The organism is Pseudonocardia sp. D17 (assembly GCF_036984265.1).
Taxonomy (GTDB): Bacteria; Actinomycetota; Actinomycetes; order Mycobacteriales; family Pseudonocardiaceae; genus Pseudonocardia; species Pseudonocardia benzenivorans.
In genome coordinates, this window is the sequence record NZ_BPRG01000047.1 from 21,951 (window position 1) to 36,546 (window position 14,596).

Below are 14,596 nucleotides of genomic sequence, written 5' to 3' on the forward strand. Positions count from 1 at the left end.
TCACCGATCCTGCCCTATCCGCGTCCGGTCGTGGGTGGGTGCGGCGTGTGGCGTGCGGTCCGGGGCCGGCTCGAAGCGGACCTCCCGGTGCAGTCCGCCCGGGACGAACCCGATGCGCGCGTAGATGCGGTTGGGGACGTCGGCGGCGACGTCGGTGAACAGCACGACCTCGCGCGCCCCCGCGGCGAGGGCCCGCCGCACGCAGGCGGCCGTGACCGCCGGGGCGTAGCCGTGGTTGCGGTGCTCGGGCGGGGTGTAGACGGGGCCGATCCGCGCGACCCCGGCCGCGGGGAGCCTCGTCACGCCGAACGCGACGGGTGTCCCGTCGACCTCCCAGACGACCGGGTCGCGCCCGGCGGCCCGCTCGTCGGCGACGAACCGGGCGGGATCGGGACCGCCGTCCCCCGGCCCGGGTGCGGACCCGCCACGGTCGTGGCCGGGGGCGGTGCCGGGGTCCGGGCCGGGGTCGGGAACCGTGCCGGGGGCGTGCCCCGGGGCGGCGCGGTCCTGGCCGGGGTCGTCGGGCCCGGCGGTGTCGGGGCCGTCGGGACCCGGGACGGGGACGGGGACGGGGACCGGCCGGCCCGGGTGGTCGGTCGCGACGTCGGCGACGAAACCGCGGAACCACCGCGCCAGCAGCGGTCCGTCGGCGTCGGTCGCCGCCCTTGCCGTCCCGGCGACACCCCTCGGGACGACGAGCGTCCCCAGGGTCCACAGCCGCATCTCGATGTCGGTCACCGGGATCTCGCCCGTACCCCCGACCCGCGCCCGCACCAGCGCCGCCACCCGCTCGACGGGTCCGAATGCGCCGCGCCGCCACAGGGGCTCGTCGGCCGCCAGCTCGGCCGCGAGGGCGTCCGCGGCGCCCGCGGGCAGCGCGGAGACCTGGAGGCCGTGGCCGGCGAACCGCAGCGCCGCCGCGACCGTCGCGCCGCCGTCGTCGTGCACCGTGGCGAGTGTCGCGGGCGCCGGCCCGGCACCGGACCGGGCGCGCTCGGCCAGTGCCGTCAGCGCGAACGTGTTGACGACCGGGTCGGCCGCGAGCACGGGCAGTGCGAGCTCGTGCCACGCGGCGAGCCCGGCCGGGTCGGTGTCGTAGCGCCTCACGTCCACCGCCCCACCCTGTCCGGGCGGGGCGGCCGACGCCAGCGATTAGAGGATCGGCAGGTAGGTCGCCAGCTCGTAGGGCGTGACCTGGCGGCGGTAGCCGTCCCACTCCTGACGCTTGTTGCGCAGGAAGAAGTCGAAGACGTGCTCCCCGAGCACCTCCGCGACCAGCTCCGAGTGCTCCATCGCCGACAGCGCCTCCGTGAGGTTCTGCGGCAGCGTCTCGTAGCCCATGGCACGGCGCTCGGTCTCGGTCAGCGACCAGACGTCGTCCTCGGTGGCGGCCTGCAGCTCGTAGCCCTTCTGCACACCCCGCAACCCGGCGCCGAGTATCACCGCGAACGCCAGGTACGGGTTGCAGGCGCTGTCGAGGGTGCGGATCTCCACCCGCCGCGTGGACTGCTTGCCCGGGGAGTACATCGGCACCCGGACCAGCGCCGACCGGTTCGCGTGCCCCCACGACACCGCCGTCGGGGCCTCGCCGCCGGTGATGAGCCGCTTGTAGGAGTTGACGAACTGGTTGGTCACCGCGCTCATCTCGCGGGCGTGCCGCAGCACCCCGGCGACGAACGCCTTGCCCGTCTCGGACAGCTCGTAGGGGTCGTCCGGGTCGTGGAACGCGTTGCGGTCGCCCTCGAACAGCGAGAAGTGGGTGTGCATCGCCGAGCCCGGGTGGTCCGAGAACGGCTTGGGCATGAACGAGGCCCGCACGCCCTGCGTGATCGCGACCTCCTTCACGACGTAGCGGAACGTCATGATGTTGTCGGCCATCGTCAACGCGTCGGCGTAGCGCAGGTCGATCTCCTGCTGGCCGGGACCGCCCTCGTGGTGGCTGAACTCGACGGAGATGCCCATCGACTCCAGCGTCTCGATCGCGTTGCGCCGGAAGTGCGGCGCGACGTCGTGGCTGGCCTGGTCGAAGTAGCCGCCGTTGTCGGCCGCGGTGGGCGGCGAGCCGTCGGCCGGCAGGTCGCGCAGCAGGTAGAACTCGATCTCGGGATGGACGTAGCAGGTGAAGCCGGCCTCGCCCGCCTTCGACAGTGCACGGCGCAGCACGTGCCGCGGGTCCGCCCACGACGGCGAGCCGTCGGGCATCGCGATGTCGCAGAACATCCGCGCCGAGTAGTGCTCGCCGCCCGGGGTCTCCCACGGCAGCACCTGGAACGTCGAGGGATCGGGCCGGGCCACCATGTCCGACTCGTAGATCCGGGCGAAGCCCTCGATCGCGGAGCCGTCGAAACCGATGCCCTCGGCGAACGCGCCCTCCAGCTCCGCCGGAGCCACGGCCACCGACTTGAGGTAGCCGAGCACGTCGGTGAACCACAGCCGCACGAAGCGGATGTCGCGTTCCTCGAGCGTTCGGAGCACGAACTCCTGCTGACGATCCATGGTCACCGAGCCTAGGAATGGGCTGTTACGGGAATGTTTCGTCGCCGGTCGCTCCCGACGACATCACGCAGCCGTGGTGGCTGCGCGGTCACGACAGCCTGCACTCGAGGCCGTCCGGGGGCAACGTCAGGTCGGTCAGGTAGGCCGCGACCGCACCGTCGACGCACGCGTTGCCCTGCAGCGACGCCGTGTGCTGGTTGCCGTCGACCTTGATCAGCCGCCCGCCGAGGGCCTTCGCGAGGTCGACGCCCGCCTCGTACGGTGTGGCCGGGTCGCCCGTGACCGAGACGACGACGGTCGGCGGCAGCCCGCTCACGTGCGGCACGTGCGGCTGGCTCGTCGGCTTGACCGGCCAGAACGCACACGGGTCCAGCGCGTCGACCGGGCCGAGGCCGGTGCTGCGGAACGGGGCGACCTCGTCGACGCGGCGGTTCTGCTCGTCGATCTGCGCGCGGTCGGTGATCTGCTGCTCGTCGACGCAGCTGATCGCGGTGAAGGCCTCGAGCATGTTCGAGTAGTGCCCGGACGCGTCGCGGTCGTAGTACAGGTCCGCGAGCCTGAGCAGGATCGAGCCGCTGCCCAGCGCGAGCTCGGCGATCCCACGCGCCAGGATCGGGTAGGCGGCGGAGATGTAGAGCGCCTGTGACACTCCGGTCTGGGCGTCGTTCCAGCCGAGCACCCGCCCGCCGCCCGCGGGCACCGGCTTGTCGATCAGGGGCCGCACCAGCTTCTGGAACGCCGCGGTGGCCTGCGCCGGGTCCTCGCCGAGCGGGCACGGCGTCGGCTGCGCGGCGCACCACCGGGCGAACGCGTCGAACGCGTCCTGGAAACCTTCGTTCTGGTCGACGGTGCGGTCGATGGTCGTCTGCTCCGGGTCGAGCGCGCCGTCGAGCACCAGTGCCCTGACGTTCTGCGGGAACGCCTCGGCGTAGGTCGAGCCGATCCGGGTGCCGTAGGAGAAGCCCGCGTAGGTGAGCTTGTCGTCGCCCAGCACCGCGCGCAGCACGTCCATGTCCTTGACGACGTCGCGCGTCCCGACGTTCGCCAGCACGTCGACCCCGGTCTTCGAGACGCAGCCCTGCACGAACGCCTTGTTCTCGGCCTCGGTGCGCGCGACGCCCGCGGGCGAGGGGTCGGTGTCGTCGTCCGCGCGCTCGGCGTCGTTCTGCTTGTCGTCGAGGCAGTCGATCGTGGGGGTGCTCGCGCCGACGCCGCGCGGGTCGAACCCGACGAGGTCGAACCGCGACAGGATGGCCCTGGGCGTGCCGGCGCCGCCGGCGAGGGTGGCCGCGAAGCTGATGCCCGAGCCGCCGGGCCCGCCGGGGTTGACCAGCAGCGAGCCGATCCGGGCGGCCTGGTCGGTGGCGCGGTGCCGCAGGACGGCGATCTCGGCGGTCCGCCCGCCGGGCTGCGCGTAGTCCAACGGCACCTGCAGCCGCGCGCAGTCCAGGTCCGGGGCCGCGAAGGCCTTGCGGTCGGCATCGGACTCCGCGAACGGGGCGCAGGGCCCCCACGAGAGCGTCTGGTCGTAGTACTTCGCGAGCGCGGGATCGCTGCCCGCCGCCGCGCCCTGCGCCGCGCCGGTGCCGCTCGCCGTCGTCGTGCAGGCCGTCGTCAGCGCCGCGGTGAGCAGCGCCGCGAGGACGACGAGTGTCGTGCGGAGCGCCCGGGACGGCGCGGGGAACGTCACCGCGCCAGCATGCCAGCGGCCCACCTCGCCCGCCGCGCCGCACCGCCGCTCCATCGGGTGGCCGCGTGCCGCGGCGCCGTCCGGCGGGCGGGGCGCAGGTCACCGTGTGAGCTGGGTCGCCGTCGGCTGCGCCGGAACCGCCCTCGGTGTCACGCTTCGGTCCTCAGCCCCTGACGACCCGGGGACCCGCGCAGCGGGCCTCGAGGGAGGACGGACGACGATGTCTGCTGCCGCGCACACCCCTGCCGAGAACACCCCCGGCCCCCGCGCCGAGGAGCACGCGCCCTACCGCACCACGGCCCGCCCCAAGCGCACGCGGATCCACCACCTGGCGGAGATGAAGCAGCGCGGCGAGCGCTGGCCGATGCTCACCGCCTACGACCGCTATGCCGCCGAGATCTTCGACGAGGCGGGCATCCCGGTCCTGCTGGTCGGCGACTCGGCCGGCAACAACGTCTTCGGCTACGACAACACCATCCCGGTGACCGTCGACGAGCTGATGCCGCTGGTCAAGGCCGTCGTGGGCGGGGCGCCGAACGCGCTCGTCGTCGCCGACCTGCCGTTCGGCAGCTACCAGGTCTCCCCCGCCCAGGGCCTGGAGACCGGCATCCGCTTCATGAAGGAGGGCGGGGCGCACGCCGTCAAGCTCGAGGGCGGTGCCCGGTTCGCCCCGCACGTCGAGGCGCTGGCCGGATCGGGCATCCCCGTCATGGCGCACATCGGGTTCACCCCGCAGCACGAGCACGCCCTCGGCGGCTTCCGCATCCAGGGCCGCGGCGACGCGGGCGACCGGCTGATCGAGGACGCGCTGGCGCTGCAGGAGGCCGGGGCGTTCGCGGTCGTGCTGGAGATGGTCCCGGCCGACGTCGCGAAGCGGGTGACGGGCGAGCTGCGGATCCCGACCGTCGGCATCGGGGCGGGCCCCGACTGCGACGCGCAGGTCCTGGTCTGGTCGGACATGGCGGGCATGAACCGCGGCCGCAAGCCGCGCTTCGTCAAGCCCTACGCGGACCTGGGCTCGATCCTGCTCGACGCGGCCAAGGCCTACGCGGCCGAGGTCCGCGGCGGCGAGTACCCCGACGCCGAGCACTCCTACTGACGCCGTGAGCGGCGATGGTCGCCGGAGCGACCATCGCCGCTCACGACCCGTCGTGGGGACTCAGCAGCGCTGCGCGACCGGTGCGCGCAGCCCCGCGACCGGCTCGCCGGCGGCGAAGCGGGCCAGCATCCCGACGGCGGGACACTCCCCCGCCGCGGCCCGCTCCGCCAGCCGGCCGACCCGCGCGAGGTCGGCGTCGCGACCCACGAGCGCGGCCCGTGCCGCGGCGAGCAGCGCGGCCGTCCCCTCCGCGACCCAGGGGTCCGCGAGCCCGCCCACCGCGCTGCGCCGGTGGGCGTCGGGGTCGGGCACGAGGGCGCGGCCCTCGAGCGTCGTGTCCAGCACCAGCCCGGTGAGCAGGCTCAGCAGTTCGCCGTAGAGGCCCGGGTCGGGGCAGGCGTCGAAGGCCTTGAACTCGATGCGCCCCACCTCGGCGGGCAGCCGCGCCGGCTGGGTGAGCGACGGGTCGGTGTCGAGCAGCCGGCCCGCGCCGTCGAGGAACACCATCGCGGCGGGCCGCGCCCCGGTCCGGACGGCCGTCCGTGCCGAGAGCCCGCCCCACGCGACGCCGTCGCGGAACGGCGAGGAGAACGACAGCGGCACGAGCCACGGGCTGTAGTAGGTGAGCTTGGCGCCGACGTCGATCAGCTCGTCCTCGCCCATCCCCGAGCAGGACAGGTTGAGGTCGGGCCCGTAGGTGACCATGTGCAGGTGCGCGGTGCGCTCCTCGGGCGAGCCGGTGCGGTGCCGGACCTCCCACGCGTTGTAGGGCGGCTCGACCGGGTACGACGAGCGCAGCGGGTTGAACCCGACGGCGATCGTCGAGAAGCCCGCGGCGGCCGCGACGGTGTCGAGCGCGGCCTGGTCGGCGCGCAGTGCCTCGACGGCGGCGTCGACCGAGTCGTGGATGCGGGTGCGGATCTCGATGCCCTTGGGGTCGCAGCGGACGAGGCCGCCGTCGTCGTCGAAGCGCTCGAAACCCTCGACGTACCAGCGCTTGCGCTTGATCCCGAGGTCCCCGACCCGCAGGTCGGCGAGGTCCGCGGGGTCCTCGGGGAGGGCGTCGACGAGCGCCTGGGCCTCGTCGAAGGCGAGATCGGTGAAGTCGGCGAGCGTGCCGTCGATGCGCAGCAGTGCGCACTCGTGCTCGATCCCGTAGCGGAACGACCGCACGGACGGGGACAGGGCCACCCGGAACTCCTCGACGACAGCCACCGGCACGTGTGACCGGTGGGACCAATGGGGCTGTTGGGACGAAAGTGATGACACTCCGTGCTCGGCCGACGACCATGCGCAGGAGTGACGCGGAAACCGCCGGATAAGGGTAGCCTTACGGTCATCGACGGGGACCCGCGCTACTCCCGGACCACCAGTCCGGACGCCGGAGCAGCCACGATGCCGACGACCCCGGGCATCGCGCGTCGCCCCCGCCGCTGGAGCGGCCGTCGTACGCCACCGACGGCGCACCCGCCACACCCACTGCGGAACAGGACGATCACGACATTTCCGCCGACGCACCCGGAGCACACGACGTGACGAGAGCCGACATCCGCGAGAGCCGCGCCGCCGGGCCGCGCGCGACGCTCGCCCGCGACGCCAGCGACGTGCTGGCGGCGCTGCGGGAGCGTCGCTCCTGCCCCGGCCTCACCCTGCCCGGCCCCGACCACGACGAGCTGCGCGCGATGCTGGAGGCGGCGGTCTCCGCGCCCGACCACGGGCGACTGCGGCCGTGGCGGTTCATCGTCGTCGACGCGGCCGCGCGCACCGCACTCGGCGACGCGCTGGCGGACGCGCACGCCGAGCGCGACCCGGCGGCCACCCTGGACGAGCTCGACCGGGTGCGCGCCAAGGCACACCGCGCGCCGACGATCGTGGTGGTCGTCGCGGCGCCGCAGCCGCACCCGAAGGTCCCGGCGTGGGAGCAGCGTGCCTCCGCGGTCTGCGTGGCGCACGGCGTCGTGCTCGCGGCCGACGCGCTCGGCTACGGCGCGATCTGGCGCACCGGCTGGTTCGGCGAGGCCCCCAAGGTGCGGGCGCACCTCGGCCTCGCCGCGCACGAGGACGTCACCGGCTGGATCTACCTCGGGACGCCGGTGCGGCAGCAGGCGCCGCGCACCCCGACCGAGCCCGCGATCACCTGGCTCACCTGACGGATCACCCCACGGCGAACTCGACCGTCCCGGTCGCCGGGTCGGCCACCGCGACCCTGGCCAGTACCCGGTCTCCGGCGGAGAGCGGACCGCGGCACCGGGCGAGCACCGGCGGCTGCGGCAGGTAGACCTCCCCCGGCTCGTCGCGCAGGACGATCACCTCGACCTCCTGCCCGATCCGGTCGGCGAACAGCACCGCCTCGGTGCGGTCGACGCAGGCCCGGTCGACCTTGCCCGCCACCGTGTCCGACGCGGCCATCAGCGACGGCAGCGTCGGCAGCGCCTCGCGGACCCAGTCGGCAGGGTCCTCCCCCGCCGCGACCGCGAGGCAGATCTCGGTGCCGAAGCGGTCGACGAGCCGGCGCAGCGGCGCGGTCACGTGCGCGTAGGGGGCCCCGATGCCGCCGTGGCCGGGGTCGACGGGCGGCGGTGCGGCAGGTCCGTCGAACACGGCGTAGCCGGCGCCGCGCAACAGAGACGTCGCCGCCCGGCGCAGCGCCAGCGCGCGCGGGGTGTCCAGCGGCAGGCCGGCGAGGAACCGGGCGGGGGTGACGTCGGCGGGCCAGCCGACGCCCAGCGCCGCGGCCAGCGCCCGCAGCCGGGCGACCGCGTCGGGGTCGGGCGCGGGCAGCGTGCGCAGCACACCCACCCCCGCGCCCAGCATCAATGTGGCGGCCGACGTGCCCGTCAGCAGCGAGATCTCGGCGTTCCAGCCGTCGAGGTCGACGCGCTGGCGGGCCCGCACGGTCCAGCCACCCGCGCCGTCGGGCACGACCTCCTGCTCGGGCAGCTCCAGCTCGACGGCCCCGCGGGCGACCGCGAGCTCGCGGCGCAACCTGCCGACCGCGGGCAGCAGCGCGATCGCGTCGGGCAACGGACGACCGGCGTCGAGGTCGGCCTGCACGCCCCCGTAGTCGAGCCGGCCCCGCGAACGGACGAGCGCACGCTCGACGGAGATGTCCACCGTCTCGCCCGCGTCGTCGAGGTCGATGGTCCACAGCACCGCGGGGCGCGGGCCGTCGGGCAGCAGGCTGGCCGCGCCCTCCGAGAGCACCGGAGGGTGCAACGGCACCGAGCCGTCGGGCAGGTACATCGTCTGGCCGCGGCGGCGGACCTCGACGTCGAGCGGACCACCGGGGACGACGACGGCGGCGAGGTCGGCGATCGCGTAGTGCACCCGGTAGCCGCCGCGGCGGGCGCGGATGCCGACCGCCTGGTCCAGGTCCTTCGAGCCGGGTGGGTCGATCGTCACCAGGTCGACGTCGGTCGCGTCGCGACGCCCGCCGGTCCGGGCCGTCGCCACCGCGGCGGCGCGCGCGGCCTCGGCGAGCACGTCGGCGGGGAACTCTGCCGGCAGCGCGAACTCGGCACGCACGGCGTCGAAGTCGGGAACCGTCGCGGGGCGGCTCGGGCCGTCGTCGGGCACGGCGCGAGCGTGTCACGACCCACCTCGGCGTGGTGCGCGGGGGCCCGTCCCGGCGTGTCGCTGATCACCCGGCGGTGCCGCAGCGGTGGACGTCGCGAACGTCATGGCGGGGCCGCGACGGCGCGCCCCCGGCCCGGCGGCGGGCCGCCGATGGCGGCTCGCCCTGCGGCGCAACGGCGACGAGATCATCATCGACCCTTGCTCGGCGTCCAGGTCCGGACGCACCCGCGCGCGGCCGCCCCCCGCGACGAAAGGTTCCCAGGTGGGCGCCCTGTCCGGGCCCGCCGGAACCCGTCGCCGTCCCGACTGGACAAGCGGCCGCCACGGGTCCAGATTGAGGTCACGAAGCAATATCGTTCTGGTCTCAGGAGGGAACATGAAGCTGGGTCGCAAGCTGGCCGAAGGCGTCGCCGTCGACCTCGACGCCGAGCCGATGGCCACGCCCGAGCCGCGCACCGAGCCCGAGAACACCCGCGTCGAGGTGGCCGCGACCACCGAGGAGCGGGCCGAGGTGCGCGCCGAGCACGCCGGGGTCTGATCGGAATGGTCTGGCCGGCCGCTCGCGTCCCGCGCGAACAGTCGGACAAGCCGCTCCCGGGGTTCAAGCTGGCCTACCCGATGCTGTCGGCAGACGGCTCGGCGACCGGCTTCAGCGGGGTGACGCTCGGCCGCGCGCACGTCTACCGCGCGATCGACGACGCCATCTGCGTCCACGGATCCCGGCACAGCTGCCCGTCCCGCTGGTGCGACTGCGGGTTCTACTGTTTCAACGACGCCGGCCCCGCACGCGACCTCGCGTGCGAGCCCGACTACCGGGGGGCCGTCCTGCTCGAGGTCGCGGTCTCGGGCCGGTACCGCCGGTACGAACGCGGCCTGCGCTACTCGCGCCAGCGGGTGCGCTCCGTCGAGCTCGGCCGGTGCGAGTGCGGTCGCTCGGCGTCGGTGCTCGCCGACTCCGGGACGGGGAGCCTGGGCTGGCGCAAGCTGGTCCCGGTGTGCGCGACGTGTGCCGGCGACCGTCCCGTCCTCACGGGGGACGGTTTCGGCAGGCTCAGCGGTGGCACGGTCACGGTCACGACCGAGGCCGCCGCGGCGGGTGTCTCACCGCTCGGGACGTTGGTCGGTTCCGAGTCGGCCGCGGGCGCCGTCGTCGTGCTGGGCGCGGAGCTCGCCCTCATGCAGGCCCGGCTCGACGAGATGCAGCGGCGGATCGACGAGCTGACCCGCGCGGGTGAGGACGAGCGACCGGGAGGTGGCGAGGCCGGCTGAGCTCACGACGACGGCCCGTCGTGGCCCCGACGCCGTCGGGGTCGCGGCGGGCCGTCGTCGTTCCCGCCGACGCCCCGGGGCCGACCTTCCCGGGCGTGCACGGCCCGCGCCCGTCCCCCCGGGGGCGCCACGGCGCGCCGGGCCGGCCGGCTAGCGCCAGGCCGGCAGCTGCGGCGGCCGGGAGCCGTCGCCCGTGCGCACCCGGCGGCTGCAGCCGCGGCCGCACAGCCAGGACACGAGCTCGGTGACCGGGCCGTGCACCTCGACGACCTCACCGGACCCGTCACCGACCGTCCACTCGCGAGCGTCGTCGTCGGCGACCAGCCGCATCGACGGCACGCCCGGGCGGCCGGCCATGTCACGGACCAGCCGGTCGAGCAGTTCGACGGCCATCGGCAGCGGCATGTCGGCGAACGAGGCCCCGGCGTCGAGGTCGACGGCATGCACCCACATCTCCGTGGCGCGCATCCAGAGCACCTCCGCCGCCGGGATGGCGACGCCCTGCCGGTTGCGGACCGTCGCCGACCAGGCCTGCGCCGGCATCGCCTTGGCGACCTTCGCCAGCCGGTCCGAGGTCTCCTCGACGTCGGCCCGGATCTCGGCGGGGGTACGCCGGGCGCCCGCCTCGATGTCGGCCGCGCGCTGCGCGTCGTCGGCGTAGGCCGGGGTCTCGACGCCGGTCCGCGCCCACGTCAGCAGGTTGATCATCGCGTCGGCGTTGCGCGCCACGTGGGTCAGGACGTGCGCGCGGGTCCAGCCGGGGAGCGCGGACGGGGCGGCGAACGCGTCGTCGCCGAGCCGGGTCATCAGGCCACGCAGGTGCGCGGCCCCGTCGGCGGCCCAGGCGCGGGACACCTCGACCGGCGGGGTCACGACGGGATCGTCTCCTTGCGGCAGACGTTGCGCAGCCGGCCGACACCCTCGACCGTGGTGACCATGACGGTGCCGTCGGCGAGCCAGCGCTGCGGGGTGCGGGCGGCGCCGACCCCTCCCGGGGTGCCCGTCGCGATGATGTCGCCCGGGTTCAGGGTGATGATCGCGGAGAGATAGCGCACCAGGTCGACGGCGCCGAACACGAGCTGGTCGGTGGTCGACGACTGGACGGTCTCGCCGTCGAGCTCGGTCGTGATCCGCCAGCCGCCCGCCGGCAGCTCGTCGGGCGTGACGAGCCACGGGCCGAGCGGCGTGCTCTTCTCGAACGTCTTGCCCTGCAGGAACTCCGGGGTGCGGCGCTGGTAGTCGCGGACGCTGACGTCGTTCATCACGGTGTAGCCGGCGATGGCCGCCGCGGCCTGCGCGTCGTCGGCGTGGCGGACCGGCGAGCCGATGACGACGGTGAGCTCGCACTCCCAGTCGACCTGCTCGGACACCGCGGGCAGCACGACGTCGTCGTACGCGCCGACGAGTGCCGGGGCGTACTTCGCGAACAGCGTCGGGTACTCGGGCAGCTCGTTGCCCATCTCGAGGACGTGGTCGCGGTAGTTCAGACCGGCACAGATGATCTTCTCGGGGCTCGGCACCAGCGGCGCGTAGTCGAGCTCCGCGAGCGGGTGGGACGGACCGGCCGCCGCGGCGGCGCGCTGCGCCCAGTCCGGGTGCTCCAGCAGGGCGCGCACGTCGGCGTCCCCGGTCTCCACCGCAACGCTGTCGTCGACGCGGACCGCGCGGGTCCCCGTCGCGGTGCGGATGGTGGCCAGTCTCATCGTTCCTCCTCGGTGCGGGACGCCCGGCAGTCTCCCCCGCCGCGGGCCGCGCCGCCGAGGAGGGGTGCACGCCGTCGATCACGGTTGGGGCCCTCGACAGGGCCCGGCCGCGTGGCCCGATGGGTGAATGCGGCACCGATGTCCAGGTACACCGCCCGCGCGGGGCCCGGCAGGGACGCCCGCCCCTCCCGGACGACGCGACTGTGATTCCCGCCGCTGTATCGACCAAGACGACCTGGTTCGACGCCGCTTCGACGCCGCGCTCGCGTGGGCCCGGGAGCACGAGCGGCGCGCCAGGGCGGTCCCGGGTCGTGAGCGGCGATGGTCGCCATGGCGACCATCGCCGCTCACGGCGTCAGATCGCCTCGGTGTCGGCGGAGGCCCCGCCGCCGCGGACGGGCAGGTCCGCGAACACCGCGGGCGGCTCGCGCCACGGGTCGGCGGGCCGCCCCGCGCTCGCCTCCTGCACCGCCCGCCAGACCCGCTGCGGCGTGCACGGCAGGTCGATGTGGCGGATGCCGAGGTGGCTGAGCGCATCGACGACCGCGTTCTGCACCGCCGGTGTCGAGCCGACCGTCGCCGACTCGCCGATGCCCTTGGCGCCCAACACGTTCATCGGGGTAGGGGTCTCGGTCGTGACGGCCTCGTAGCCGATCAGATCGGCCGCCGACGGGATGTGGTAGTCGGCGAGCGTGCCGGTCAGCGGGTTGCCGGCCTCGTCGTAGAGGATCTCCTCGTACAACGCCTGGGCGATGCCCTGGGCGAGCCCGCCGTGCTGCTGGCCCTCGACCAGCAGCGGGTTGAGCACCCGGCCGCAGTCGTCGACCGCGATGTGGCGCAGCAGCGTCACGTGCCCGGTCTCGGTGTCGACCTCGACGACCGACACGTGCGCACCGAAGGGGAACGTGGCGCCCGCCTGCCGGGCGTCGAGGCCCGCGAACAGCTCCTCCCCCGCCTCGGCGGCCGCGCCCGCGACCTGGCTCCAGCTGACGGTGGCCGTCGGCACCCCGGCCACACCGAAGGCGGACTCACCGTTCCCGCCGTCGACGAGGTCGACGTCGTCGGGCGAGGCCTCCAGCAGCTCCGCGGCACGCCGCCGGGCCTGGCCGAGCACGTCGTCGGCCGCCGCGGAGACGGCCGAGCCGCCCATCTGCAGCGACCGCGACCCGCCGGTCCCCCCGCCGCGCGGCACGAGCGCGGTGTCGGACTGGACGAACGTGATGCGCTCCATGGGAATGCCGAGCGTGTCGGAGGCGATCATGGCGAAGGCCGTCGCGTGGCCCTGGCCGTGCCCCGACGTGCCGGCCGAGACCGTCGCGCTGCCGTCGGAGTGGATGCGCACCGAGCCGAACTCGCTGCCGCCGCCACCCGCGGTGATCTCGACGTAGACACTCATCCCGATGCCGAGCTGGCGGACCTCGCCGTCCTCTCGGCGCCGGGCCTGCTCGGCGCGCAGCTTGTCGTAGTCGGCCAGCTGCAACGCCTCGCGCAGCGGCAGGTCGTAGTCACCGACGTCGTAGTTCGCGCCCACGACCGTCGTCAGCGGGAACGCGGCCGGGTCGTGGAAGTTGCGACGGCGCAGCTCGGCCGGGTCCATCCCCAGCTCGGCGGCGGCGATGTCGACGATGCGCTCGAGGTGCGCGGCCGCCTCCGGACGGCCGGCACCGCGGAACGCGCCCATCGGCGTCGTGTTCGTCATGGCGACGACCGAGTCGTAGGACACCGTCGGGATGTCGTAGACGCCCGGCGCCATGATGTAGGTCATGTTCATCGGCAGCGCACCGCCGAACCACGCGTAGGCACCGCCGTTGCCGATCACCCGCGCCTTGAGCCCGGTGATCTTCCCGTCGCGGGTCAGGCCCAGCTCGTAGTAGCCGATCTGGTCGCGCCCGTGCGGCATCGAGAGCAGGTTCTCCGAGCGCGTCTCGACCCAGGACAGCGGACGGCCCAGTGCCCGCGCGGCGCCGATCGTCGCGGTGTGCTCGGCGATCAGCCCGGCCTTGCCCCCGAAGCCGCCGCCGACGTGCGGCGCGATGACCCGCACCCGCGACTTGTCGAGGTCGAAGATCCCGGCCAGCTGCGCCTGGAACCCGTGCGGCATCTGGGTCGACACGTGGACGACGAGATCGTGGTCGCCGTCGCCCGCCGGGTCGACGACGATCGCGTTGCCCTCCATGGGCACGACGGCCAGCCGCTGGTTGACCATGCGCGCCCTGACGACGACGTCCGCACCCTCGAACGGGTCCGCGCCGTCGGCGCCGCGCAGCCCGGCCGACATGTTGGACCCACGTTCCGGGAACTGCAGCGGCGCACCGTCGGCGAGCGCAGCCTCCGGGTCGACGACCACGTCGAGCGGGTCGTAGTCGACCTCGACGAGCTCGGCGGCGTCGACGGCGGCGGCCTTGGACTCGGCGACGACCATGGCGACACACTCGCCGACGAAGCGCACCCGGTCGGACGCGAGCGGCGGGCGGGGGGTCTCGGGGTTGAGCGGCATGAGCCCGTGATGGGCCGGGAGGTCGAGGTCGGCAGCCGTGTAGACGGCGACGACGCCCTCCGCGTCCGCGGCCGCGGAGGTGTCGATGCCCGTCACGATCGCGTGCGCGAGGGGGGAACGGACGAATGCGACATGCAGCAGACCCTCCTTGCGGAGGTTGCCGACGTATGTTGAGGCACCGGTGAGGAGTTCGGGGTCCTCGACCCTCCGGACCGCTGTACCCAGCAGGGATCCAACCATGTGTCGCACATTACGACCGGATCCGC

The 14,596-nt window shown here is 74.5% G+C and carries 12 protein-coding genes; 4 read left to right on the top strand and 8 right to left on the bottom strand.

Translation table 11 applies throughout. The features are described 5' to 3' along the window. The 3 genes from PSD17_RS09465 to PSD17_RS09475 form a co-directional block, all read right to left on the bottom strand. Entirely contained in the window at positions 1 to 1,113 is a 1,113-nt protein-coding gene (locus tag PSD17_RS09465) for a GNAT family N-acetyltransferase (protein WP_339122400.1), read from the bottom strand. 39 nt (positions 1,114 to 1,152) lie between these two features. Beyond that, positions 1,153 to 2,496 carry a glutamine synthetase family protein gene (locus PSD17_RS09470; protein ID WP_013676050.1) on the bottom strand — a complete coding sequence of 448 codons (1,344 nt, stop codon included), beginning with the start codon at positions 2,494 to 2,496 and terminating at the stop codon, positions 1,153 to 1,155. A gap of 88 nt (positions 2,497 to 2,584) precedes the next feature. Next, positions 2,585 to 4,240 (bottom strand): alpha/beta hydrolase, encoded by a 1,656-nt coding sequence (locus tag PSD17_RS09475; protein WP_445261001.1) that lies wholly within the window; start codon positions 4,238 to 4,240, stop codon positions 2,585 to 2,587. A gap of 166 nt (positions 4,241 to 4,406) precedes the next feature. Here PSD17_RS09475 and panB point away from each other — a divergent pair, with 166 nt between their 5' ends. Next, positions 4,407 to 5,285: a 3-methyl-2-oxobutanoate hydroxymethyltransferase gene (gene panB, locus PSD17_RS09480; RefSeq protein ID WP_339122402.1), complete on the top strand. Its 879-nt coding sequence runs from the start codon at positions 4,407 to 4,409 to the stop codon at positions 5,283 to 5,285. A 60-nt stretch (positions 5,286 to 5,345) separates the two neighbouring features. On the opposite strand, the gene PSD17_RS09485 is transcribed toward panB, so the two are convergent. After that, a complete protein-coding gene (locus PSD17_RS09485; RefSeq protein WP_339122403.1) occupies positions 5,346 to 6,476 on the bottom strand; it encodes a glutamate-cysteine ligase family protein in 1,131 nt (376 codons plus the stop codon). A gap of 341 nt (positions 6,477 to 6,817) precedes the next feature. On the opposite strand from PSD17_RS09485, the gene PSD17_RS09490 reads away from it, so the two are divergent. Further along, entirely contained in the window at positions 6,818 to 7,435 is a 618-nt protein-coding gene (locus PSD17_RS09490) for a nitroreductase family protein (RefSeq protein WP_339122404.1), read from the top strand. Positions 7,436 to 7,439: 4 nt separating this feature from the next. On the opposite strand, the gene PSD17_RS09495 is transcribed toward PSD17_RS09490, so the two are convergent. After that, complete coding sequence (locus PSD17_RS09495) at positions 7,440 to 8,861, bottom strand: RNB domain-containing ribonuclease (protein ID WP_339122405.1); 1,422 nt, start codon at positions 8,859 to 8,861, stop codon at positions 7,440 to 7,442. Positions 8,862 to 9,237: 376 nt separating this feature from the next. Between PSD17_RS09495 and PSD17_RS09500 the strand changes: the two genes are divergently transcribed. Both PSD17_RS09500 and PSD17_RS09505 read left to right on the top strand, forming a co-directional pair. Next, entirely contained in the window at positions 9,238 to 9,399 is a 162-nt protein-coding gene (locus tag PSD17_RS09500) for a hypothetical protein (RefSeq protein ID WP_013676056.1), read from the top strand. Between the two features lie 5 nt (positions 9,400 to 9,404). Next, positions 9,405 to 10,130, top strand: coding sequence for a hypothetical protein (locus tag PSD17_RS09505; protein ID WP_013676057.1), 726 nt, complete (start codon positions 9,405 to 9,407; stop codon positions 10,128 to 10,130). 150 nt (positions 10,131 to 10,280) lie between these two features. Here the strand turns inward: PSD17_RS09505 and PSD17_RS09510 are convergent, their stop codons facing one another. From PSD17_RS09510 to PSD17_RS09520, 3 genes are all read right to left on the bottom strand, one after another. After that, positions 10,281 to 11,003 (bottom strand): maleylpyruvate isomerase family mycothiol-dependent enzyme, encoded by a 723-nt coding sequence (locus tag PSD17_RS09510; RefSeq protein WP_013676058.1) that lies wholly within the window; start codon positions 11,001 to 11,003, stop codon positions 10,281 to 10,283. Continuing rightward, on the bottom strand, positions 11,000 to 11,833 hold the full coding sequence (locus PSD17_RS09515; RefSeq protein WP_013676059.1) for a fumarylacetoacetate hydrolase family protein: 834 nt from the start codon (positions 11,831 to 11,833) through the stop codon (positions 11,000 to 11,002). Before PSD17_RS09515 ends, PSD17_RS09510 begins: the two co-directional genes overlap by 4 nt. A gap of 355 nt (positions 11,834 to 12,188) precedes the next feature. Next, positions 12,189 to 14,570: a xanthine dehydrogenase family protein molybdopterin-binding subunit gene (locus PSD17_RS09520; protein WP_339122406.1), complete on the bottom strand. Its 2,382-nt coding sequence runs from the start codon at positions 14,568 to 14,570 to the stop codon at positions 12,189 to 12,191. Positions 14,571 to 14,596: the final 26 nt, after the last annotated feature.